The 22,819-nt window shown below is 67.5% G+C and carries 21 protein-coding genes; 1 reads left to right on the forward strand and 20 read right to left on the reverse strand.

Annotation, left to right across the window (positions count from 1 at the left end):
• Positions 1-15: 15 nt before the first annotated feature.
• On the forward strand, positions 16-564 hold the full coding sequence (gene ruvC / locus AC5I49_RS17755; protein ID WP_016448023.1) for a crossover junction endodeoxyribonuclease RuvC: 549 nt from the start codon (positions 16-18) through the stop codon (positions 562-564).
• On the opposite strand, the gene AC5I49_RS17760 is transcribed toward ruvC, so the two are convergent.
• The 20 genes from AC5I49_RS17760 to hslV all read right to left on the reverse strand — a co-directional run bounded on the left by AC5I49_RS17760 (position 561) and on the right by hslV (position 22,770).
• Positions 561-1,427, reverse strand: coding sequence for an alpha/beta fold hydrolase (locus tag AC5I49_RS17760; protein ID WP_495789675.1), 867 nt, complete (start codon positions 1,425-1,427; stop codon positions 561-563). The two genes, ruvC and AC5I49_RS17760, sit on opposite strands and share 4 nt — an antisense overlap.
• Positions 1,428-1,476: 49 nt before the next feature.
• On the reverse strand, positions 1,477-1,653 hold the full coding sequence (locus AC5I49_RS17765) for a hypothetical protein (protein WP_016448025.1): 177 nt from the start codon (positions 1,651-1,653) through the stop codon (positions 1,477-1,479).
• 13 nt (positions 1,654-1,666) lie between these two features.
• The gene (lpxC, locus tag AC5I49_RS17770) at positions 1,667-2,590 is read right to left on the reverse strand and encodes a UDP-3-O-acyl-N-acetylglucosamine deacetylase (protein WP_012203406.1); all 924 of its coding nucleotides are present in this window, start codon (positions 2,588-2,590) and stop codon (positions 1,667-1,669) included.
• Positions 2,591-2,683: 93 nt separating this feature from the next.
• Positions 2,684-3,922, reverse strand: a complete 1,239-nt coding sequence (gene ftsZ, locus AC5I49_RS17775; RefSeq protein ID WP_016448027.1) for a cell division protein FtsZ — start codon at positions 3,920-3,922, stop codon at positions 2,684-2,686.
• Positions 3,923-4,041: 119 nt separating this feature from the next.
• Positions 4,042-5,271, reverse strand: coding sequence for a cell division protein FtsA (ftsA, locus tag AC5I49_RS17780; RefSeq protein WP_012203404.1), 1,230 nt, complete (start codon positions 5,269-5,271; stop codon positions 4,042-4,044).
• 84 nt (positions 5,272-5,355) lie between these two features.
• Positions 5,356-6,156 carry a cell division protein FtsQ/DivIB gene (locus AC5I49_RS17785; RefSeq protein WP_016448028.1) on the reverse strand — a complete coding sequence of 267 codons (801 nt, stop codon included), beginning with the start codon at positions 6,154-6,156 and terminating at the stop codon, positions 5,356-5,358.
• Entirely contained in the window at positions 6,153-7,130 is a 978-nt protein-coding gene (locus AC5I49_RS17790; RefSeq protein ID WP_495789676.1) for a D-alanine--D-alanine ligase, read from the reverse strand. The genes AC5I49_RS17785 and AC5I49_RS17790 overlap by 4 nt, the downstream gene beginning before the upstream one ends.
• On the reverse strand, positions 7,127-8,560 hold the full coding sequence (gene murC / locus AC5I49_RS17795; protein WP_495789677.1) for a UDP-N-acetylmuramate--L-alanine ligase: 1,434 nt from the start codon (positions 8,558-8,560) through the stop codon (positions 7,127-7,129). Before murC ends, AC5I49_RS17790 begins: the two co-directional genes overlap by 4 nt.
• Entirely contained in the window at positions 8,557-9,648 is a 1,092-nt protein-coding gene (murG, locus tag AC5I49_RS17800; RefSeq protein ID WP_017404613.1) for an undecaprenyldiphospho-muramoylpentapeptide beta-N-acetylglucosaminyltransferase, read from the reverse strand. Before murG ends, murC begins: the two co-directional genes overlap by 4 nt.
• Positions 9,645-10,910, reverse strand: coding sequence for a putative lipid II flippase FtsW (ftsW, locus tag AC5I49_RS17805; RefSeq protein ID WP_017404612.1), 1,266 nt, complete (start codon positions 10,908-10,910; stop codon positions 9,645-9,647). The genes murG and ftsW overlap by 4 nt, the downstream gene beginning before the upstream one ends.
• 5 nt (positions 10,911-10,915) lie before the next feature.
• Positions 10,916-12,877, reverse strand: coding sequence for a UDP-N-acetylmuramoyl-L-alanine--D-glutamate ligase (murD, locus tag AC5I49_RS17810; protein ID WP_046983934.1), 1,962 nt, complete (start codon positions 12,875-12,877; stop codon positions 10,916-10,918).
• Positions 12,878-12,881: 4 nt separating this feature from the next.
• Complete coding sequence (gene mraY / locus AC5I49_RS17815; protein WP_016448034.1) at positions 12,882-14,060, reverse strand: phospho-N-acetylmuramoyl-pentapeptide-transferase; 1,179 nt, start codon at positions 14,058-14,060, stop codon at positions 12,882-12,884.
• Positions 14,051-15,466: a UDP-N-acetylmuramoyl-tripeptide--D-alanyl-D-alanine ligase gene (locus tag AC5I49_RS17820; protein ID WP_047217442.1), complete on the reverse strand. Its 1,416-nt coding sequence runs from the start codon at positions 15,464-15,466 to the stop codon at positions 14,051-14,053. The genes mraY and AC5I49_RS17820 overlap by 10 nt, the downstream gene beginning before the upstream one ends.
• Positions 15,463-16,992, reverse strand: a complete 1,530-nt coding sequence (locus tag AC5I49_RS17825; protein WP_016453129.1) for a UDP-N-acetylmuramoyl-L-alanyl-D-glutamate--2,6-diaminopimelate ligase — start codon at positions 16,990-16,992, stop codon at positions 15,463-15,465. The genes AC5I49_RS17820 and AC5I49_RS17825 overlap by 4 nt, the downstream gene beginning before the upstream one ends.
• Positions 16,989-18,737 carry a peptidoglycan D,D-transpeptidase FtsI family protein gene (locus AC5I49_RS17830; RefSeq protein ID WP_013804112.1) on the reverse strand — a complete coding sequence of 583 codons (1,749 nt, stop codon included), beginning with the start codon at positions 18,735-18,737 and terminating at the stop codon, positions 16,989-16,991. The genes AC5I49_RS17825 and AC5I49_RS17830 overlap by 4 nt, the downstream gene beginning before the upstream one ends.
• The gene (gene ftsL / locus AC5I49_RS17835) at positions 18,734-19,018 is read right to left on the reverse strand and encodes a cell division protein FtsL (protein WP_012203393.1); all 285 of its coding nucleotides are present in this window, start codon (positions 19,016-19,018) and stop codon (positions 18,734-18,736) included. The genes AC5I49_RS17830 and ftsL overlap by 4 nt, the downstream gene beginning before the upstream one ends.
• A gap of 37 nt (positions 19,019-19,055) precedes the next feature.
• Positions 19,056-19,985 carry a 16S rRNA (cytosine(1402)-N(4))-methyltransferase RsmH gene (gene rsmH / locus AC5I49_RS17840; protein ID WP_016448037.1) on the reverse strand — a complete coding sequence of 310 codons (930 nt, stop codon included), beginning with the start codon at positions 19,983-19,985 and terminating at the stop codon, positions 19,056-19,058.
• Between the two features lie 15 nt (positions 19,986-20,000).
• On the reverse strand, positions 20,001-20,429 hold the full coding sequence (gene mraZ, locus AC5I49_RS17845) for a division/cell wall cluster transcriptional repressor MraZ (protein WP_026062826.1): 429 nt from the start codon (positions 20,427-20,429) through the stop codon (positions 20,001-20,003).
• Between the two features lie 370 nt (positions 20,430-20,799).
• On the reverse strand, positions 20,800-22,119 hold the full coding sequence (gene hslU / locus AC5I49_RS17850; RefSeq protein WP_193616008.1) for an ATP-dependent protease ATPase subunit HslU: 1,320 nt from the start codon (positions 22,117-22,119) through the stop codon (positions 20,800-20,802).
• A 105-nt stretch (positions 22,120-22,224) separates the two neighbouring features.
• A complete protein-coding gene (gene hslV / locus AC5I49_RS17855) occupies positions 22,225-22,770 on the reverse strand; it encodes an ATP-dependent protease subunit HslV (protein WP_016448040.1) in 546 nt (181 codons plus the stop codon).
• Positions 22,771-22,819: the final 49 nt, after the last annotated feature.

The raw sequence follows: 22,819 nt of genomic DNA on the forward strand, positions 1-22,819 counted from the left end.
AGCTACATTCACCCCATGCGCATCCTTGGAATCGACCCCGGTCTGCAGACCACGGGATTCGGCGTGATCGACGTCGACGGCCACCGCCTGGCCTACGTGGCCAGCGGCACCATCCGCACCACGGGCATCGCGCTCGGCGACCTGCCGGGCCGGCTCAAGCTGCTGTTCGACGGCATCTCGGAAGTCGCCAGCCGCTACCAGCCCGACACCTCGGCCGTGGAAATCGTCTTCGTCAACGTCAACCCCCAGTCCACGCTGCTGCTGGGCCAAGCGCGCGGCGCCGCGCTCACGGCCCTGGTCAATGCGGGCCTGCCGGTGGCCGAGTACACGGCACTGCAGATGAAGAAGGCCATGACCGGCCATGGCCGCGCGGCCAAGAGCCAGATCCAGGAAATGGTGCGCCGCCTGCTGCAACTGCCCGGCCTGCCCGGCACCGATGCCGCCGACGCCCTGGGCCTGGCCATCACCCACGCCCATGCAGGCGCCGCCATGACGAAGATGGCCGAGGTCACGCAGCTGCAGCGCCGCCAGCATGCGGTCTACAAAGGTGGGCGCGTCTACTAGGACACCAGTGCTTGGCCACCCTGCTCGGCCCTGAGCCTGATCCATTGCGCGATCCGGGGGAACACATCGGATTGCGCATTGCCGGCCATCAGCAACCTGCTGTGGCTGTAGTCTTCGACAAAACCGGCGGCCTTGCCACACAGCACGAACTCCACATCCGTCCCGCCGAAGGCGCTTGCCAGCGCTTCGCACCCCTGCCAGGGTGCAATCAGGCGGTCTCCAGCACCCGCCAGCGCCAGAACGGGAATACGCACCTGGGAGAGTGCCTGCAGGTAGTTCATGCCGTCATGTCCCACAAATCGGCGCTGGAGATTCCACTGACACCACTGGCGCATCAGTTGGCCGCTTTCCGCCTCGGGCCCCACCATGCGGTTGGCTGCCAGCCAGTTCCGGCGGCCTATCCACGCCAGGTAACCCCGGATCCTGGCCCAGGCCAGCGGTGTGGCGGCAGCATGGGTGGCCTGGGCGGCCAGCAGCACGACACCGGCCAGATGGTCCCGGGCCACATCGGGATTGCGAGCGGCCCAGATGGCTGCCGCAATGCCGCCCCCGCTGTGGCCTATCAGGGTCAAAGGCCGGCTCTGCTCCTCGCTGCGGATGGCCTCGATGGCACTGGCGATGTCATGCCTAGCCACGGCTTCCAGATCATGGCCATGCCCGCAGGCCGGGTTCCGTCCATGGCCGCGCCAGTCGAAGAGCCAAGTGCCGAATCCCTGCGCCGCCAGATACGCGCCGAGCCGGTCGCAGGATGCGGTGCCGGAGAAGGTGCCGTGCGTGATGGCCACGACAGGCCCCTGGACGCAGCCGCTGCGCACCAGCACAAGGGTGTGGCCGTCGCCGGCCCGGATCCGAATTTCCTTCATGGCGGCCCGGCAGTCTCCGCAATGGCGGCAGCGCAGCCCATTCAGGACCTCAGACGATGCGTCCAAAGAACAGCACGGCGAAGAAGGTCACGCCGGCAATCACGGTCCACTTGAGGATGATGAAGCCCCAGCGCTTGTAGCGGGGCTGGCCCGTGCCCAGGTAGAACGCAAAGGACACGGCTGATGCCAGCAGCAGCACGGTGGCCAGCCAGCGGAAGATCAGCATGGCGGCGCCCGCCTCACCAGGCCCGCGCGGGCTGGGCGAAGCCCTTGGGCGCCTGGCGCTCGCTGTCGAAGCTGACCAGTTCCCAGGCGTCGGGCTGGGCCAGCAGGGCACGCAGCAGCTGGTTGTTCATGCCGTGGCCCGAGCGGAAGGCGCTGTAGGCGGCCAGCAGGGGCCTGCCGATCAGGTACAGGTCGCCGATGGCGTCCAGGATCTTGTGCTTGGCGAACTCGTCGTCATAGCGCAGGCCGTCGCTGTTGAGCACCTTGTAGTCGTCCATGACGATGGCGTTGTCCATGCCGCCGCCCAGCGCCAGGCCGTGGCTGCGCAGCATTTCCACGTCCTTGGTGAAGCCGAAGGTGCGCGCGCGTGCGATGTCGCGCGTGTAGTTGTCCTCGCCCATGTCGAACTCCACGCACTGGCCGGTGGAGTCCACGGCAGGATGGGCGAAGTCGATCTCGAAGCGCAGCTTGAAGCCGTGGTACGGGTCGAAGCGTGCCCACTTGAGGTTCTGGCCCTCGCCCTCGCGCACCTCGACGGGGCGGATGACGCGGATGAAGCGCTTGGGCGCCTTCTGCAGCTCGATGCCCGCGCTTTGCAGCAGGAATACGAAGGAGGCGGAGGAGCCGTCGAGGATGGGCACTTCCTCGGCGGTGATGTCTATGTAGATGTTGTCGAGCCCGAGGCCGGCGATGGCCGACATCAGGTGCTCCACGGTATGCACCTTGGCGCCGCCCGTGCCGATGGTCGAGGCCATGCGCGTGTCGGTGACGGCTTCGGCGGATATCGGGATGTCCACGGGCTCCGGCAGGTCCACGCGACGGAACACGATGCCGGTGTCGGGCTGCGCGGGACGCAGCGTCAATTCGACGCGCTGGCCGCTGTGCAGACCCACGCCCACGGCACGGGTGATCGTCTTGATGGTGCGTTGTTGGAGCATCCGACTATTTTAAAGTGCAGCAGCCGTGCGCAGGGCATGGCCCTGGCACGGCATTCGCTATCACAACCATGCAGCGACCGTATCGGCCGCTGCTCAGTCAGCCTGCTTGCGCAGGAAGGCCGGGATTTCCAGATCGTCCATGCCGCCGGAGGCCAGGGCATCGACGCGGGCAGCGGCCTGCGTGCGGTTGGTGCGCCAGACGCTGGGCACCGACATGTTGTTGGCATAGTCGGCGCCGCCAGCGGCACCGCCGACCAGGCCGCCGGCTGCCGTTGCGGCACCCATGGAGGCCGAGGGCAGCTGGTAGCTCATGTTGTCGGTACCGGTGCGCAGACCGCCCTGCACCACCTGCATGTTCTGGCGGCGTGCGCTGGGGCGCGACAGGCCGGTGGCCACCACGGTGACGCGGATCTCGTCACCCAGGCTGTCGTCGTAGGCAGCGCCGTAGATCACATGCGCATCGGGCGAGGCGTAGGCATTGATGGTGCTCATGGCCAGGCGCGACTCGGACAGCTTGAGGCTGCCCTTGGCGGCCGTGACCAGCACCAGCACGCCCTTGGCGCCCGACAGGTCGATGCCCTCCAGCAGCGGGCAGGCCACGGCCTGCTCGGCAGCGATGCGCGCGCGGTCGGGGCCGGCGGCCTTGGCCGTGCCCATCATGGCCTTGCCGGGTTCGCCCATGACGGTGCGCACGTCTTCGAAGTCGACGTTCACATGGCCGTACTCGTTGATGATTTCGGCAATGCCGCCCACGGCGTTCTTGAGAACGTCGTTGGCATGGGCAAAGGCCTCGTCCTGCGAGATGTCGTCGCCCAGCACGTCCAGCAGCTTCTCGTTGAGCACGACGATCAGCGAATCGACGTTGGCTTCGAGTTCGCTCAGGCCGCTGTCGGCGTTGGCCATACGTCGGCCGCCTTCCCACTCGAAGGGCTTGGTGACCACGCCCACGGTGAGGATGCCCATTTCCTTGGCCACGCGCGCGATCACGGGCGCAGCGCCCGTGCCCGTGCCGCCGCCCATGCCGGCTGTGATGAACAGCATGTGCGCGCCTTCGATGGCAGTGCGGATGTCGTCCTCGGCCAGCTCGGCGGCTTCGCGGCCCTTGTCGGGCTTGCTGCCCGCACCCAGGCCGCTGCCACCGAGTTGGATGGTGCGGTGGGCGCTGCTGCGCAGCAGCGCCTGCGCGTCGGTGTTGGCGCAGACGAACTCCACGCCCTGCACGTTGCGCGCAATCATGTGCTCGACGGCATTGCCGCCGCCGCCGCCAACGCCGATCACCTTGATCTGCGTACCCTGGTTGAATTCTTCAACTTCAATCATGTCGATGGGCATGTTGGTTCTCCTGTAGCTCTCTGTAAGTGGTCACCACCGTCTGGGGAAAATTCTGTCTTCTGTCCGGTATTCGGAAGCCGGTGGGCGGGCCGGTAATGCGCAGTCGATGAAAGCACATATCAAAAGTTCCCCACGATGAAGTCTTTGAAACGGCCAAAAGCGGTCTTCATCGACCCACTCTTTTGTGCCACCTTGAAACCGCGCAGGCGAGCCAGGCGGGCCTCTTCGAGCAATCCCATCACGGTGGCGGCGCGGGGTTGAGCCACCATGTCAGCCAATGCGCTCGAATACTTGGGGATGCCGCGGCGCACGGGCTTGAGGAAGATGTCCTCGCCCAGTTCCACCATGCCCGGCATGACGGCGCTGCCGCCGGTCAGCACGATGCCCGAGGACAGCACTTCCTCGTAGCCTGAATCGCGCACCACCTGCTGCACCAAAGAAAAGATCTCTTCCACGCGCGGCTCGATCACGCCGGCCAGCGCCTGCTTGCTGATCATGCGCGGGCTGCGGTCGCCCAGGCCCGGCACTTCGACCTGGGCGTCGGGGTCGGCCAGCAGCTGCTTGGCATAGCCGCTTTCGACCTTGATGTCCTCGGCGTCCTTGGTGGGCGTGCGCAGCGCCATGGCGATGTCGCTGGTGATCAGGTCGCCCGCGATGGGAATCACGGCCGTGTGCCGGATGGCGCCGCCCGTGAAGATGGCCACGTCGGTGGCGCCCGCGCCGATATCGACCACGGCCACGCCCAGCTCGCGCTCGTCATCGGTGAGCACGGCCTGGCTCGATGCCAGCGGGTTGAGCAGCAGCTGCTCGACCTCCAGGCCGCAGCGGCGCACGCACTTGATGATGTTCTCGGCCGCGCTCTGCGCGCCCGTGACGATGTGGATCTTGGCCTCCAGGCGGATGCCGCTCATGCCGATGGGCTCGCGCACTTCCTGGCCGTCGATCACGAATTCCTGCGGCTCGACCAGCAGCAGCCGCTGGTCCGAGGAGATGTTGATGGCCTTGGCCGTCTCCATCACCCGCGCCACGTCGGTGGCCGTGACTTCCTTGTCCTTGATGGCCACCATGCCGCTGGAGTTCAGGCCGCGGATGTGGCTGCCGGTGATGCCGGTGCACACGCGCTGGATCTTGCAGTCGGCCATCAGCTCGGCCTCCTTCAGCGCCTGCTGGATGCTCTGCACCGTGGCGTCGATGTTGACCACCACGCCCCGCTTGAGTCCGTTGCTCGGGGCCACGCCGAGGCCGGCGAGCTTGAGTTCGCCGTTGTACAGGACCTCGGCGACCACGACCATGACCTTGGCCGTGCCGATGTCCAGTCCGACGATCACATCTTTGTATTCTCTTGCCATATCAGCATCCGCCCCCGGTTGGTTCTGTCCTGTCGCTGTGTCGCTGCTTGGTGTGCATGTACATAGGTCTGTCCTCCCTCGTCTTCAGCGTCGGGGACGCACTGCAGCCGGCGCCTTGGCCGTGCCGGTGGTCACACCGCGCAGCCTCAGCGCATATCCGTCTTCGTAGCGCAGGTCGGCCGACTCGATGGCGTCGGCCTTGCGCTTGTATTGGGTCGTGATCTGGGGCAGCGTGCGCACGAAGCGCTGCACGCGCTGCAGCACGGCCTCCACGCTGCCGCCACCCAGTTCGATCTGTGCGTCGTTGGCCAGCCTGAGCTGCCAGCTGCCGCGCGCATTGAGCGTCAGCCCGTCGATCTCCACATCCAGCGGCCCCAGCGCCGGCACCAGCAGCCGGTACATCTGCAGCATCTGCGGGGCGCTGTCCTCGGGGCCCTGCAGGCGCGGCAGGCCGTCGCGGTCCAGCTCGCCCAGGTTGGCCTCGAAGACCTCGCCGAAGCTGTTGACCAGGCCGGTGCCCGAATCAGGCCCCCAGAAGGCCTCGGCCACATGCTCGTGCAGGATGACGCGCAGGCTGTTGGGATAGTCGCGGCGCACCTGCGCCTCCCGCACCCAGGGCACCTGCTCGAACGCCGCCTTGGCGGCCTTGAGATCCACGGTGAAGAAGTTGCCCGTGAGCACCGGCGCCACATTGGCGCGCAGCGTCACCGCGTTGTTGTGCACCAGCTCGCCCTCGACCACGATGCGGCCGATATTGAAGGCCGGATGGCGCAGCGCCCACCAGCTCACCGCTGCCAGCCCCAGCGCAGCCACGCCCACGAACAGGACCGTGGCGGTCACGTTCATGAGCTTGACGTCGAAGGGGGCCGGCAGGGAGTAGCTCATGCGTGCTCCTGCTCCGGTTGCGCGTCCAGCGCGGCGTTGGCCAGGATGCCCAGGCACAGGTTTTCGTAGCTCACGCCGATGGCGCGGGCCGACATGGGCACCAGCGAGTGGCCCGTCATGCCCGGCGAGGTGTTGATCTCCAGCAGGAAGGGCTTGCGGTCGCTGCCGCGGATCATGATGTCGGCGCGCGACCAGCCGCGGCAGCCCAGCGTGCGGAAGGCCCGCACGACGATGCGCCGGATCTCGGCCTCTTCCTCGGCAGGCAGGCCGCTGGGGCAGTGGTACTGGGTGTCGTCGGTGAAGTACTTGTTCTGGTAGTCGTAGTTGCCTTCGGGCGCGACGATGCGGATCACGGGCAGGGCGTGGGCGCCCTCGCCGGTTCCAAGCACGGGGCAGGTGGTCTCGTCGCCTTCGATGAACTCTTCGCAGAGCACTTCGGGGTCGTACCGGGAGGCCAGCACATAGGCCTGCTCGCATTCCTCGGCTGTCCAGACCTTGGTCAGGCCGATGGTCGAGCCCTCGCGCGAGGGCTTGACTATCATGGGCGCGCCCAGCGCCTGCAGCGCGGCGCGGGTGTCGTCGGCGCTGGCGACCAGCCGCCAGTCGGGTGTGGGCAGACCCTCGAAGCGCCAGATGCGCTTGGTCATGATCTTGTCCATGGCGATGCTGGAGGCCATCACGCCGGGGCCCGTGTACGGGATGCCCAGCAGCTCCAGCGCGCCCTGCACCGTGCCGTCCTCACCGTAGCGGCCATGCAGCGCGATGAAGCAGCGGTCGAAACCGTCCTTCTTCAACTCGCCCAGGTCCCGCTCGGCGGGGTCGAAGGCATGGGCATCCACGCCCTGCGACAGCAGGGCCTTGAGCACGCCCGTGCCCGACATCAGCGAGACCTCGCGCTCGGCCGAGCGGCCGCCCAACAGCACGGCCACCTTGCCCAGGGCCTTGACATCGATCTGGGTGCCGAAGCTGCTCATTGCGCAGCTCCCTGCTGCGCCTGCAGCTCTTGTTTCTGAAGCATTTCAACCAACTTTCCGGGCACGGCGCCAATCGAGCCGGCCCCCATGCACAACAGCACGTCGCCATCGCGGGCGTGGGCGGCCAGGGCCGCCGGCAGCTCGGCAACGTCTTCCACAAAGACCGGCTCGACCCGGCCGGCCACGCGCAGGGCGCGCGCCAACGAGCGGCCATCGGCCGCCACCACCGGCGCCTCGCCGGCCGCATAGACCTCGGTCAGCAGCACGGCATCGGCCAGGCCGATGACCTTGACGAAATCCTCGAAGCAATCGCGCGTGCGGCTGTAGCGGTGCGACTGGAAGGCCAGCACCAGGCGGCGGCCCGGGAAGGCGCCGCGCGCAGCAGCCAGCGTGGCCGCCATCTCGACAGGGTGGTGCCCGTAGTCGTCGATGACGGTGAAGATGCCACCGTCCGCTGCAGGGAGTTCGCCATAGCGCTGGAAGCGCCGGCCCACGCCCTTGAAACTTTCGAAGGCGCGCAGCAGCGCCTCGTCGGCAATCTCCAGCTCCATGGCGACGGCCACGGCCGACAGCGCGTTGAGCACGTTGTGCTCGCCCGGCAGGCTCAGCACCACGTCCAGGTCGGGATAGCTTTGGCCGTTGCTGCGGCGCACCGTGAAATGCATGCGGCCGGCCTCGGCGCGCACGTTGAGGGCGCGCACCTGGGCGTCCTCGGCAAAGCCGTAGGTGGTCACGGGGCGGGCCACCTGGGACAGGATCTCGCGCACGGCCGGGCTGTCCACGCAGACGATGGCGCGGCCGTAGAAAGGCATGCGGTGCAGGAAGTCGACGAAGGCGCCCTTGAGCCGGCCGAAGTCATGGCCGTAGGTTTCCATGTGGTCGGCGTCGATGTTGGTGACGACGGCCATCACGGGCAGCAGGTTCAGGAAGGAGGCGTCGGACTCGTCCGCCTCGACCACGATGTAGTCGCCCTGGCCCAGCTTGGCGTTGGCGCCCGCGCTGTTGAGCTTGCCGCCGATGACGAAGGTCGGGTCCAGCCCGGCCTCGGCCAGCACGCTGGTCACAAGGCTGGTGGTCGTGGTCTTGCCGTGGGCTCCTGCGATGGCGATGCCCTGCTTGAAGCGCATCAGCTCGGCCAGCATGAGCGCACGCGGCACGACGGGGATCTTGTGCGTGCGCGCCGCGACCACCTCGGGGTTGTCGGACTGCACGGCGGTGGAGGTGACGACGGCGTCAGCCCCTTCGATGTTCGCGGCCGCATGGCCGACGTGGGTGGCAATGCCCAGGCCTGCGAGCCGGCGCAGCGTGGCACTGTCGGACAGGTCCGAGCCCGAGACGGCGTAACCCAGGTTGTGCAGCACCTCGGCGATGCCGCTCATTCCGGCGCCGCCGATGCCGACGAAATGGATGTGATGAATGGCGTGCTTCATGCGGCCAGTTCCTCACAGGCGGCGACCACCTCGGCGGTGGCTTCGGTCTTTTGCATTTTCTTGGCTTTTCCAGCGCGCTCCAGCAGCGTCGCACGCTGCATATTTTGTAGCATTTCGGCCAGGGTTTGGGCAGTCAGTGCGCTTTGTTGCATCAACCATCCACCACCGGCATCGACCAGGAAACGCGCGTTCGCGGTCTGGTGGTCGTCCACGGCGGCCGGGAAAGGCACATAGATGGCGGCTGCGCCCACGGCCGCGATCTCGGTGACCGTGCTGGCACCGGCGCGGCAGACGATGACATCGGCCTCGGCAAAGGCGCGCGCCGTATCGTCGATGAAGGGCGTCAGCTCGGCCTGCACGCCTGCCGCCGCGTAGTTGGCGCGCAGGGCGTCGATCTGTGCGGCGCCGCTTTGGTGGAGCACGACGGGGCGCACATCGGCCGGTATCAGGGCCAGCGCCTGCGGCACGATCTCGTTGAGCGCCTTGGCGCCCAGGCTGCCGCCCACCACCAGCAGGCGCAGCGGTCCGCTGCGGCCCGCAAAGCGCTGCTCGGGCGCGGGCTGCTCGGTGAAGGCCTGGCGCAAGGGGTTGCCGACCCAGCGGCCCTTGGGGAACACGTTGGGGAAGGCGGTGAAGATGCGGTGGGAGACGCTGGCCAGCACCTTGTTGGCCATGCCGGCCACGGAGTTCTGCTCATGCAGCACCAGGGGCTTGCCGGCCAGCACGGCCATCATGCCGCCAGGAAAGCTGATGTAGCCGCCCAGGCCCACGACCACGTCGGGCTTGACGCGGCGCACCACGGCCAGCGCCTGCCAGAAGGCACGCAGCAGGCGCATGGGCAAAAAGGCCAGGGTCATGATGCCCTTGCCGCGCACGCCCGAGAACTCGATGGTCTCCAGCGGGAAGCCCTGGGCCGGCACGATGCGGGACTCCATGGAGCCGGGGGCGCCCAGCCAGCGCACGTTCCAGCCGCGCTCGCGCAGCGCCTGGGCCACGGCCAGGCCCGGGAAGATATGGCCGCCCGTGCCGCCGGCCATGATCAGGGCCGTGCGCTGGCGTTGCGTGCCTTGAGAGGTGGACTGCGTCATGCATGCCCTCCCTTCATCAGCAACTTGTTCTCGTAGTCCACCCTTAACACCACCGCTATCGCTATCAGATTCATGAGGATGGCCGACCCGCCGAAGCTCATCAGGGGCAGCGTCAGTCCCTTGGTCGGCAGCGCGCCCAGGTTCACGCCCATGTTGATGAAGGCCTGGAAGCCCATCCAGATCGCAATGCCCTCGGCCACCAGGCCGGAGAACACCCGGTCCAGCGCAATGGCCTGCCGGCCGATGAGCATGATGCGGCGCGTGAGCCACAGGAAGGTGACGGCGATCAGGAGCACGCCGACCAGGCCGAATTCCTCGCCGATCACGGCCAGCAGAAAGTCGGTGTGCGCCTCGGGCAGCCAGTGCAGCTTTTCGACGCTGCGGCCCAGGCCCACGCCGAAGATCTCGCCGCGCCCGATGGCGATCAACGCATGCGACAGCTGGTAGCCCTTGCCCAGGGCATGCTTTTCATCCCAGGGATTGAGGTAGGCAAAGATGCGCTCGCGCCGCCATTCGGAGGTGGCGATGATGAGCACGAAGGCCAGCACCACCAGGGCCGCGATCAGGAAGAACATGCGCGCGTTCACGCCGCCCAGGAACAGGATGCCCATGGCGATCACCACGATCACCATGAAGGCGCCCATGTCGGGCTCGGCCAGCAGCAGCACCCCGACCAGCACCACGGCCAGCCCCATGGGCAGCACGGCGCGGAAGAAGCGCTCCTTGACCTCCATCTTGCGCACCATGTAGTCGGCCGCATAGATGAGCACGGCGAACTTGGCCAGCTCGGACGGCTGGAAGTTCATGATGCCCAGGGACAGCCAGCGCCGCGCGCCGTTGACCACAGTGCCCACGTGCGGGATCAGCACGGCCACCAGCAGGACCAGGGACACCAGGAAGAGCTTGCGCGCCATGCGCTCCCAGGTGGCCATGGACACCTGGAAGGCCAGCAGCGCGCCGACGAAGGCCATGCCTATGGACATGGCATGGCGCATCAGGAAATGGGTGGGCGCGATCTTGCCGAAGCGCGGATTGTCCGGCATGGCGATCGATGCCGAATACACCATGACCAGGCTCCAGGCCAGCAGGCCTATGACCACCCAGATCAGGGCCTGGTCCAGGCCGAGCACGCTGGCCGGCGTCTGCGTGGGCCGGTGGTACTGGGGACCGCCCAGGCGCACGGGCAGCACGTCGATGGCCTTTTCCTGCGCGCCTCCGAACCAGGAGCGCATGCGGCCCAGGGCCTGGTTCATGGCGTTCATCGCGCTCATGCAGCACCTCCGAGTTCATGGCCGGCATCCAGCGCCAGCGCGCGCACGGCATCGACGAACTGGTGGGCCCGGTCCTCGTAGTTGCGGAACATGTCCAGGCTGGCGCAGGCGGGCGACAGCAGCACGGCGTCGCCTTCATGGGCGCGCGAGGCGGCCAGCTCCACGGCATCGGCCATGGTGGTGGCATCGACCAGGGGCACGCCGCAGTCCTGCAGCGCAGCGCGGATGCGGCCCGCGTCGCGGCCGATCAGCACGGCGGCGCGCACGTGGCGCGACACGGGTGCGGCCAGCGGAGAGAAATCCTGGCCCTTGCCGTCACCGCCCAGGATGACCACGATGCGGTGGTCAGGCCCCAGGCCCGACAGCGCGGCCACGGTGGCGCCCACGTTCGTGCCCTTGCTGTCGTCGTAGTACTCCACGCCGTTGACGCGGCCGATGGGCTGGACGCGGTGCGGCTCGCCCCGGTACTCGCGCAGGCCGTAGAGCAGGGGCGCCAGCGTGCAGCCGCCCGCGCTGGCCAGGGCCAGGGCGGACAGGGCATTGATGGCGTTGTGCCGGCCGCGGATGCGCAGCGCGTCGGCGGGCATCAGGCGCTGGATGTACAGGTCTTCGGCGTTCTTGCCCTTGGCGGTTTCGTCGGCCTCATGGGCGCGCACCAGCCACGTCATGCCGCTGACCACTTCCAGACCGAAGTCGCCGGGGCGGCGCGGCATGTCGCCGCCGAAGGTGATGTGGGCGCGCTGCTGGGGCTTTTGGCGCTTGCCCGGCGGCACCACGGGTGCCGGCAGCATGCGCATGACCTCGGGGTCCTCGCGGTTGAGCACCATGATGCCGCTGCTGCCGAAGATACAGGCCTTGGCATCGGCATAGGCGCGCAGGCTGCCGTGCCAGTCCAGGTGGTCCTGGGTGATATTGAGGACGGCGGCGGCCGTGGGCTCGAACATCTGCACGCCGTCGAGCTGGAAGCTGGACAGCTCCAGCACCCAGGCCTGGGGCAGCGTTTCGGCATCGATGGCCTGGGTCAGCGTGTCCAGCAGCGTGGGGCCGATATTGCCCGCCACCGCCACGCGCAGGCCGGCATGCTCCAGCAGTTGGCCGGTCAGCGAGGTGACCGTGGTCTTGCCATTGGTTCCGGTAATGCCCAGCACGGTGGGACGGTAGCCATGGGCTGCGGCCAGGGCCTTGAGCGCCATGGCGAAGAGATCGAGTTCGCCGCCCACGGGCAGGCCCTGGGCCCGGGCCGTGTCGACCACGGGCGCCACGGCGGCCGGGCTCAGGCCGGGCGAGCGGTAGACCAGGCCCAGGCTCTGGCCGTCCACCAGCTGGGCCGTGAAATCTCCGGGCACGAAGCGCGCCTGGGGCAGTTCGGCGGACAGCTGTTGCAGCTGGGGCGGCGCCTGGCGCGTATCGGCCACGATGACTTCGGCGCCGCAGCGCACGCACCAGCGCGCCATGGCCAGGCCCGAGGCGCCCAGGCCCAGGATGAGCACGCGCTGGCCCTGCAGGTGCTGGGCCTGCTCGCCGGGCCAGCCGGCAGCCACGGGTGGCAGTACCTGTTCGGCTTCAACCGCCTCTTCGGTGGCGACCGGGGTGACCTCGGCGTCGGAGGAATCCGAGATGCTGGGGTCGGCAAAGATCTGGGCCACGAAGGCAGCGGCATCCCTGGCTGCCGTCAGCGTGGAGATGTCGGGTACAGGCTCGGTCATCGCCGCAGGGGCCGGGGCTGCCTCAAGCCCAAGCGCCTGCGAAGGCTCCGCAGCCAGCGGCTGCTCTGCGCCTTCCAGAGCCGCAGCCGGCGAATCGTCCAGGACCGGATCCGCGACCGGCTCGTCCGCCCGCTCGCCGGCAGACTCCGAGGCAAAGTCGGCCCCCTTGGCCAGTTCGGCATGCAGCGCCGGGACAGCGGGCTCGCCAGCCGGCAGCGCAGGAGGTTCGGTCTTGAAGTCTTCGGTGTTCATGGACTCACCTCAGCTTCAGCGTGGACAGGCCCAGCAGGCACAGCAGCATGGTGATGATCCAGAAGCGGATCACGACCTGGGTTTCCTTCCAGCCGCTCTTCTCGAAATGGTGGTGCAGTGGCGCCATCTTGAGCAGGCGACGGCCTTCGCCATAGCGCTTCTTGGTGAACTTGAACCAGGTGACCTGCAGCATCACCGACAGCGCCTCGACCACGAAGATGCCGCCCATGATGGCCAGCACGATTTCCTGGCGAACGATCACGGCGATGGTGCCCAGCGAAGCGCCCAGCGCCAGCGCGCCCACGTCGCCCATGAAGACCTGGGCCGGATGGGCGTTGAACCACAGAAAGGCCAGACCCGCTCCGGCCATGGCCGCGCAATACACCAGCAGCTCGCCCGAGCCCGGGATGTGCGGGAACAGCAGGTACTTGGCGTAGCCGGCGTTGCCGGTCACATAGGCAAAGATGCCCAGGGCCGAGCCCACCATGATCACGGGCATGATGGCCAGGCCGTCCAGGCCATCGGTCAGGTTCACTGCATTGCTGGCGCCCACGATGACCAGGTAGGTCATGACCACGAAGCCGAGCACGCCCAGCGGGTAGCTGACTTCCTTGAAGAAGGGAACAAGCAGGCCGGCCTTGGGGGGCAGGTCCAGCGAAAAGCCCGACTGCACCCAGGTCACGAACAGCTCGAAGACCTGGGCATTGGTGTTCTCCGAAATGCAGAACACCAGGTAGAGCGCGGCCAGCAGTCCGATGACGGACTGCCAGAAATATTTCTCGCCCGAGCGCATGCCCTCGGGGTCCTTGTTGACCACCTTGCGCCAGTCATCGACCCAGCCGATGGTGCCGAAGCCCAGAGTGACCAGCAGCACGATCCAGACGAAGCGGTTGGACAGGTCGAACCACAGCAGCGTGGACACGGCGATGGACAGCAGGATCAGCGCCCCGCCCATGGTGGGCGTGCCGCTCTTGGCCAGATGGGTTTCCATGCCGTAGCCGCGCACGGGCTGGCCGATCTTGAGCGAGGTCAGCATGCGGATCAGGCGCGGTCCGGCCAGCAGGCCGATGACCAGGGCCGTGAGCGCGGCCATCACGGCGCGCATCGTGAGGTACTGGAAGACGCGCAGAAAGCCGAACTCGGGGGACAGGCCCTGCAGCCATTGGGACAGCATCAGCAGCATGCGGCCTCCTTCTTGCAACCGTCATCCTTGCCGGCCGCCTCGACCGCCTGAACCACCTGCTCCATCTTCATGAACCTCGAACCCTTGACCAGAATGCTACCCACCTCGGGCAGCGCGGCACAGGCTGCCTGTTGCAGCGAGGCCATGTCTTCGAAATGCCGGGCACCTGCACCGAATGCGGTGGCGGCGGATGTGCTTTGCGCGCCCAGCGTGAACAGCCGGGCAATGCCCAGGCTGCGCGCCAGCGCGCCCGCCTCGGCATGGAATTGCGGCCCCTGGTCGCCGACCTCGCCCATGTCGCCCAGCACCAGCAGCTGGGGAGCGGGCAGTTCGCGCAGCACCTCGATGGCCGCGGCCACCGAATCGGGATTGGCGTTGTAGCTGTCGTCGATCACGGTGACCGGGCGGCCTTGCACCGAAACGCTCAGCGCGCGCGAGCGGCCCTGCACGGGCTCGAACACGCTCAGGCCGCGTGCGATGTCGGCCAGCGGCACGCCGGCAGCCTGGGCGCAGGCCGCTGCGGCCAGCGCGTTGCGCACGTTGTGGCGGCCGGCGATGTGCAGGCGCACCGGCGCCTCGCCCTCGGGCGTGGCCAGGGTGAACTGCCAGGCATCGCCCAGCCACAGCGCGTCACGCGCGTGGATATGGGCGCCGTCGCCAGACTCGCCGAACAGCAGGCATTGGCGGGCGCCCGCCAGCTCACGCCACAGCGGCGTGTAGGTGTCGCCTGCGGGGAACACGGCCACGCCGTCGGCGGGCAGGGCCAGCAGCACGCTGCCGTTTTCGCGCGCCACGGCCTCGACCGTGTGCATGAATTCCTGGTGCTCGCGCTGGGCGTTGTTGACCAGGGCCACCGTGGGTTGGCCGATGGCGGCCAGCTCGGCAATCTCGCCGGGATGGTTCATGCCCATCTCCAGCACGGCCACGCGGTGCTGGCCGGTCATGCGCATCAGGCTCAGCGGCAGGCCGATGGAGTTGTTGAAGTTGCCGCGCGTGGCCAGCGCCGCCTCGCCCGCATGGGCACGCAGGATGGAGGCCACCATCTGCGTGACCGTGGTCTTGCCGTTGCTGCCGGTGACGGCGATCAGCGGCAGCGCAAAGCGCGCGCGCCAGGCCGTGGCCAGCGCGCCCAGGGCGGCCAGCGAATCGGGAACTTCGATGCCGGACAGGCCTGCAGCCTCCAGGCCGCCATGGGCCAGGGCTGCGGCGGCACCGGCCTCGCGGGCCTGGACCAGGAACTGGTTGGCATCGAAACGCTCGCCCTTCAAGGCGACGAACAGATCCCCGGCCTGCAGCGTGCGGGTGTCGGTGTGCACGCGCGTGAGCACGGTCTGGCCGTTGCCGACCAGCCGTGCCTGGGGGATATGCGACTGGATCAGCTCCAGCGCTTGTTGCAAGGTCATCATGACCGCTTCTTTCCTTCACGGGCCGCCAGCGCCTTGCGCGCCTCGGCCATGTCGGAGAACGGATGGCGCTGGCCTGCCGTCTCCTGGTAGTCCTCATGTCCCTTGCCGGCGATCAGCACCACGTCGCGTTCGCTGGCGTGCGCGATCGCCTGGGCGATGGCCGCCGCGCGATCGGCCTGGGACTGCAGGTTCTCGCCCGGCTGCATGCCGGCCAGGATCTGGTCGATGATGCGGTCGGGCACTTCGCTGCGCGGGTTGTCGCTGGTGACCAGCACGCAGTCGGCATTCTTCTGGGCGGCCTGCCCCATGAGCGGCCGCTTGGTGGCATCGCGGTCTCCACCGCAGCCGAACACGCACCACAGCCGGCCCTGGCGCTGCTCGGCGGCCGGGCGCAAGGCGCGCAGGGCCTTGTCCAGCGCGTCAGGCGTGTGGGCGTAGTCCACGGCCACCAGCGGCTGGCCGGGCTGGACGATCTGCTGCATGCGGCCGGGCACGGGCTCCAGGTGGGCGCAGGCAGCGACGGCCTGGTCCAGGCTCAGGCCCAGGCAGCGCAGCGCTGCCAGCACACCCAGCAGGTTGGATACGTTGTACTGGCCCACCATGCGCGTGTGCATGCGCAGGCTGTGGCCGGCCTCGATCACGGTGAAGCTCAGGCCCTCGGCGCCCAGCGCGATGTCCTTGGCCTGCAGGCGCGCCGCGCCTTCGATGGAAATGCTCCAGACATCGAGCGCGGCAGAGGATGGGCGCGACTGCAGCGTGGCCCACAGGCGCGCGCCGTGCGCGTCGTCCACATTGACGACGGCGGCCTGCAGGCCGGGCCAGTCGAACAGCGCGGCCTTGGCATCCCAGTAGGCCTGCATGCTGCCGTGGTAGTCGAGATGGTCCTGCGTGAAATTGGTGAACATCGCCACGCGGATGCGCGTGCCGTCCAGCCGGTGCTCGACGATGCCGATGGACGAGGCCTCGATGGCGCAGGCCGCCAGGCCCGCATCGGCGTACTCGCGGAATGCGCGCTGCAGCCGCACCGGGTCGGGCGTGGTCATGCCCGTGGATTCCAGGGCGGGCGGGATGCCCACGCCCAGCGTGCCCACCAGGGCGCAGCCGCTGCGTTCCTGCAGCTTCACCTGGGCCAGCGCATGCGCCAGCCACCAGGCCGTGGTGGTCTTTCCGTTGGTGCCGGTGACGGCCAGCACGTCGATCCGGGCGCTGGGATGCTGGAACCACTGGTCGGCGATCAGGCCCGTGGCGGCCTTGAGGCCAGGCAAGGCCGCGATGTGCTCGCCGGAAAAACCGAAGGGCTCGACGCCCTGCGCTTCGACCAGGCAGGCCACGGCGCCGCGCTCCAGGGCCGAGGCCACATGGGCGCGGCCATCGGTGGCCGCGCCGGGCCAGGCAATGAAGGCGTCGCCGGGCCGGACCTTGCGGCTGTCGGTCTGCAGCGTGCCGCTGCCTTGCAGGCGGGCGGCCAGCCATTGGACAGCCTCGGTGGCCGACGACAGCATCAGCAGGGCTTGGGAGGAACTCATAGCGAGGGCTCCTCCACGGGATTGGCGACGATCAAGGGCTTGACTTCCATATCGGGCTGCACGCCCATCAGGCGCAGCGTCTGCTGCACCACTTCGCTGAACACGGGTGCCGCCACGGTGCCGCCGTAGATGGTGCCGGCACTGGGCTCGTCCACCATCACGGCGACGATGATGCGCGGGTTCTCGATGGGCGCCATGCCCGTGAACCAGGCGCGGTACTTGCCGGCGGCATAGCCCTTGCCCTGCTGCTTGCGGGCCGTGCCCGACTTGCCGCCCACCGAGTAGCCGATGGTCTGGGCGCGCTGGCCCGTGCCGCCGGGGCCGGCCGCCAGGGCCAGCATCTTGCGCACCTCGTTGGCCGTGCGCGGAGAGAACACGGGCACGCCCACGGGCGGCTCGTCGGTCTTGACCATGGTGGCCGGGATCACGCGCCCGCCGTTGGCAAAGACGGTGTAGCTGCGCGTCATCTGCAGCAGGCTGGCGGACAGGCCGTAGCCATAGCCCATGGTGGCCTGCTCCACCGGCCTCCAGGTCTTGTAGGGACGCAGGCGACCGCTGGCGGCGCCGGGAAAGGAGATCTGCGGCTTCTGGCCGAAGCCCACGGCCGAGAAGGTTTCCCACATTTCCTTGGCCGGCATCTGCAGCGCGATCTTGGTCGTGCCCACGTTGCTGGACTTCTGGATCACGCCGGCCACGGTGAGCAGGCCGTAGTTGTGGGTGTCGGAAATCGTCGAGCCCGTGACGTTGACGCGGCCCGGCGTGGTGTCGATGGGCGTTTCCGGCTTGAAGCGGCCCGACTCCAGCGCCAGGCCGATGGTGATGGGCTTCATGGTCGAGCCGGGCTCGAAGGTGTCGGTGATGGCGCGGTTGCGCAGCTGCTCGCCCGTCAGGTTCTTGCGCTTGTCGGGCACGTAGCTGGGGTAGTTGGCCAGGGCCAGCAATTCGCCGGTGTGCGCATCCATGACCACCACGCTGCCCGCCTTGGCCTTGTGCGCGATGACCTGCTCCTTGAGCTTCTGGTAGGCGAAGTACTGGACCTTGCTGTCCACGGACAGCTGGATGTCGCGGCCGTCCTGAGGCGGCACTTCCTCGCCCACGCCCTCGACCACGCGGCCCAGGCGGTCCTTGATCACGCGGCGCGAGCCGGGCTTGCCACCCAGCTCCTTGTCGAAGGCCAGCTCCATGCCTTCCTGGCCATGGTCTTCCACATTGGTGAAGCCCACGATGTGGGCGGCCGATTCGCCTTCCGGGTACTGGCGCTTGTATTCCTTGCGCTGGTAGATGCCCTTGATGTTGAGGGCATGGATCTGCTGGCCCACGTCCCAGTCGAGCTGGCGCTTGATCCAGACGAAGGTCTTGTCCTCGTCGGCCAGCTTTTCCATCAGCGCGGGCAGCGGCATCTCCATGAGCGCGGCCAGCTGCTTGAGCTTGGCCTTGACCTCGGGGTCGTCCTGCTCGACATCTTCGGGAATGGCCCAGATGCTGGCGGCGGGAACGCTGGAGGCCAGGATCAGTCCATTGCGGTCCAGCAGGCGGCCGCGGTTGGCCGGCAGCTCCAACGTGCGCGCAAAGCGCACCTGGCCCTGGCGCTGGAAGAAGTCGTTGCCGAACACCTGCACATAGGCCGCGCGTGCACCCAGGCCGACAAAGCCCAGGCCCAGCATGGCCACGATCATCTTGCTGCGCCACAGGGGTGTCTTGGACGCCAGCAAGGGGCTGGAGGTGTAGAGCACGCTGCGCGTCATGGAGCCACTCCCGTGCGCGCATCGTCATTGACGTACTGGGCGATGGCCGGCGTCGCCGGCTTCATCTGCAGGCGCTCGCGCGCCATGACCTCGATGCGCTGCGGCGTGGCCTGGGCGCGCTTTTCCACCTGCAGGCGCTGCTGCTCGGTGGCCAGGCGGCGCGATTCGGCCACGGCGCGGTCCAGTTCGGTGAACAGCCGGCGCGACTCGTACTGGTTGTGCACCAGGAAGATGGCGCTGGCCATCACCGCCAGCAGCAGCACGAGGTTCAGGCGCAGCATGCCACGCCCTCCTCTTGCGCCAGACGGTGCGTGCGCTTCATGCAGGCACCTCGGTGCGGCGGGCCACGCGCATCACGGCCGAGCGCGAACGCGCATTGGCGGCGACCTCGGCCTCGCTGGGCTTGATGCGGCCCAGGGCTTCAAGGCGCATGGGTGTGGGCGCGGCAAAGGGTGCGCGCCGGTCATAGACTTCCTTGGAATGCCTGGCAATGAACTGCTTGACGATGCGGTCTTCCAGCGAGTGGAAGCTGATCACCACCAGGCGCCCGCCCGGCGCGAGCACGCGCAGGCTGGCCTCTAGCGCCTGTTCGAGTTCTTCAAGCTCGGCATTGATGAAAATCCGAAGAGCCTGGAATGTGCGTGTCGCTGGGTTCTGCCCAGCCTCGCGGGTCCGGACCGCGCCAGCCACGAGCTCGGCAAGCTCCGCGGTATTGCGAAGGGGCCCCTGGCTTTCGCGCCGAGCAACAATCGCCTTTGCAATGGGGCCAGCAAACCGTTCTTCGCCGTAGTCACGTATCACCTCCGCAATCTGCTGGGCATCGGCTTCCGCCAGCCAGTCCGCCACGCTCTGACCGCGCGTGGTGTCCATGCGCATGTCCAGCGGACCCTCGAAGCGGAAGCTGAAGCCACGCTCGGGGTTGTCGATCTGGGGAGAGCTCACCCCCAGGTCCATCAGCACGCCCTGCACGCTGCCGGCCGGCAACTCGCCCAGGTGGCGAAACCCTTCGTGCCGAATCGAAAAACGCGCATCGGTGATGCGCGCTGCCTCTTCGATCGCGTCCGGGTCCTTGTCGAACGCCAGCAAGGTCCCGCCCGGCCCTAGCCGCTGGAGGATGCGCCGGGAATGCCCGCCTCGCCCGAACGTCGCGTCCACCCATTGCCCGGCAACGGGCTGCGCGGCGCCGTCCAGCAGCGCATCGACGGCCTCGTCGAGCAAAACGGTGATGTGTTGCAACGGCTGATTCAAGAGAACGCCTCTTTCCTAGAAAGCAAAATCCTGGAAGGCCGCAGGCATCTCTTCCTGCATGGCCTTCGCTTCATGTGCCTCATAAGTGGCCTTGTCCCACAGCTCGAAATGGTTGCCCATGCCCAGCAGCACGACCTCCTTGGTCAGACCCACGGCGTCGCGCAACTCGGGCGACACCAGCACACGGCCGGTGGCATCCATGTCCACGTCCATGGCGTTGCCCAGGAAGATGCGCTTCCACCACTGCGCCGACATGGGCAGCTGCGCGATCCGCTCGCGGAACTGCAGCCACTCCGTGCGCGGGAACAGCATCAGGCAACCATGGGGGTGTTTGGTGAGGGTGACCTGGCCCTGCGCCATGGCCAGGAGGGCGTCACGATGCCGGGTCGGCACAGACAGCCGCCCCTTGCCATCGAGATTCAGCGAGGACGCCCCTTGAAACACGGTCAGTCACCCCGGTCGGTTGGAGCCATCGCGTCCCGGAAATCGGGGCACAAAGGCAACTTTCACCACTTAATTGCACTTTTTTGCACTGTAGCAGCAATTTGGTGTTTCACAACCCGGGAATGGACAATTATTTGCAATGAAATCAACAACTTAGAGATCGAATGCAATGTGAGTGATGACAAAAAACCGAGACTTTACAAGCACTTAGGGGAGTGATTGCAAGTGAACTCTCAATCCCAGCAGGCAATTGCAACGATTCAATTCGCTGGCGACGGGGTGCAACTCGGGCCGGCCTCCTACAAAAAGTGACTGCCCGGCAATGCGGGCAGTCACTTCGATGGCGGCTGCTCGGCCGCCGGGGCAGGCTTCAGAGGATGAAGCGAGACAGGTCTTCGTCCTGGCTCAGGGACTGCAGGCGCTGGTCCACGTAGGCCGCGTCGATGGTGACGGTCTGCCCCGAAAGCTTGGCCGCATCGAAGCTGACCTCGTCCAGCAGCCGCTCGAGCACGGTGGACAGGCGGCGCGCGCCGATGTTCTCGGTGCGCTCGTTGACCTCGAAGGCGATGCCGGCCAGCCGGGTGATGCCTTCGGGCGTGAACTCCAGCGTGACGCCTTCGGTGGCCAGTAGCGCCTGGTACTGCTTGACCAGGGAGGCATGGGTCTGGGTGAGGATGGCTTCGAAGTCCTGGACCGACAGCGACTCCAGCTCCACGCGGATCGGGAAGCGGCCCTGCAGCTCGGGGATGAGGTCGCTGGGCTTGGACAGGTGAAAGGCGCCCGAGGCGATGAACAGGATGTGGTCGGTCTTGACCACGCCGTACTTGGTGGAGACGCTGGTGCCCTCGACCAGGGGCAGCAGGTCGCGCTGCACGCCCTGGCGCGAAATGTCGGAGCCGCTGCTTTCCTGGCGCGTGGCGACCTTGTCGATCTCGTCGATGAAGACGATGCCGTTTTGCTCGGCATTGGCAATGGCGCGCGTGCGCACGTCTTCCTCGTTGACGAGCTTGGCCGCTTCCTCGTCGGTCAGCAGCTTCATGGCCTCGGCAATGCGCAGCTTGCGCGTCTTGCGCTTTTCCTGGCCCATGTGGCTGAACATGCCGCGCAGCTGCTCGGCCATCTCCTCCATGCCCTGCGGGCCCATGATCTGCACCTGAGGCGGCGCGTCGGCCACGTCGATATCGATTTCCTTGTCGTCGAGCTGGCCTTCGCGCAGCTTCTTGCGAAAGACCTGGCGGGCCGTGCTGTCGGCAGCCACCTCGCCGCTGCGGGCCTGGGGCACGAGCACGTCGAGGATGCGGTCCTCTGCAGCGTCTTCGGCGCGCAGGCGCAGCTTCTTCATGTCGGCCTCGCGCGTCTGCTTGACGGCGACCTCGGCCAGATCGCGGATGATGGCATCCACGTCCTTGCCCACGTAGCCCACTTCGGTGAACTTGGTGGCCTCGACCTTGATGAAGGGCGCATCGGCCAGCCGCGCCAGGCGGCGCGCGATCTCGGTCTTGCCCACGCCGGTGGGGCCGATCATGAGGATGTTCTTGGGCGTGATTTCCTGGCGCAGGCCGTCGGCCACGTTCTGGCGGCGCCAGCGGTTGCGCAAAGCGATGGCCACGGCGCGCTTGGCACCGGTCTGGCCGACGATGTGGCGGTCCAGTTCGGAGACGATCTCCTGGGGGGTCATGGCAGAGGACATGGTGTGTATTCGAAGCATTGCGCCGCCAGCCCCGCTTCCGTTACCTGGCCGCTGGCGGCTATCCGTTTCAATGGCCGGGCGAGAACCGCCCGCGCCGCGAGGGTCTCAGAGCGTCTCGACCGTGTGATGCATGTTGGTGTAGATGCACAGCTCGCCGGCAATCGCCAGCGACTTGCGCACGATCTCCTCGGCCGACAGCTCGGTGTTGGTCAGCAGCGCCTTGGCCGCCGAGTGCGCGTAGGCGCCACCCGATCCGATGGCCACGATGCCCTGCTCGGGCTCCAGCACATCGCCGTTGCCGGTGATGATCAGCGAGGCCGATGCATCGGCCACGGCCAGCATGGCCTCCAGCCGGCGCAGCACGCGGTCGGTGCGCCAGTCCTTGGTCAGCTCGATGGCCGCGCGCGTCAGATGGCCCTGGTGCTTTTCCAGCTTGGCCTCGAAGCGCTCGAACAGCGTGAAGGCGTCGGCCGTGGCGCCGGCAAAGCCGGCCAGCACCTTGCCGTGGTAGAGCTTGCGCACCTTGCGCGCCGTACCCTTGACGACGATGTTGCCCAATGTGACCTGGCCATCGCCACCGATGGCGACCTGCACGCCTTCGGGGGTCTGCCGGCGCACGCTGATGATGGTGGTGCCGTGATACTGTTCCATAGCGGTGCCAGATGAGGGCGGCTCCCGTCTTCTCAAGAGCCCCTCCAAA

The sequence above is a fragment of the Delftia sp. genome, from assembly GCF_059499305.1.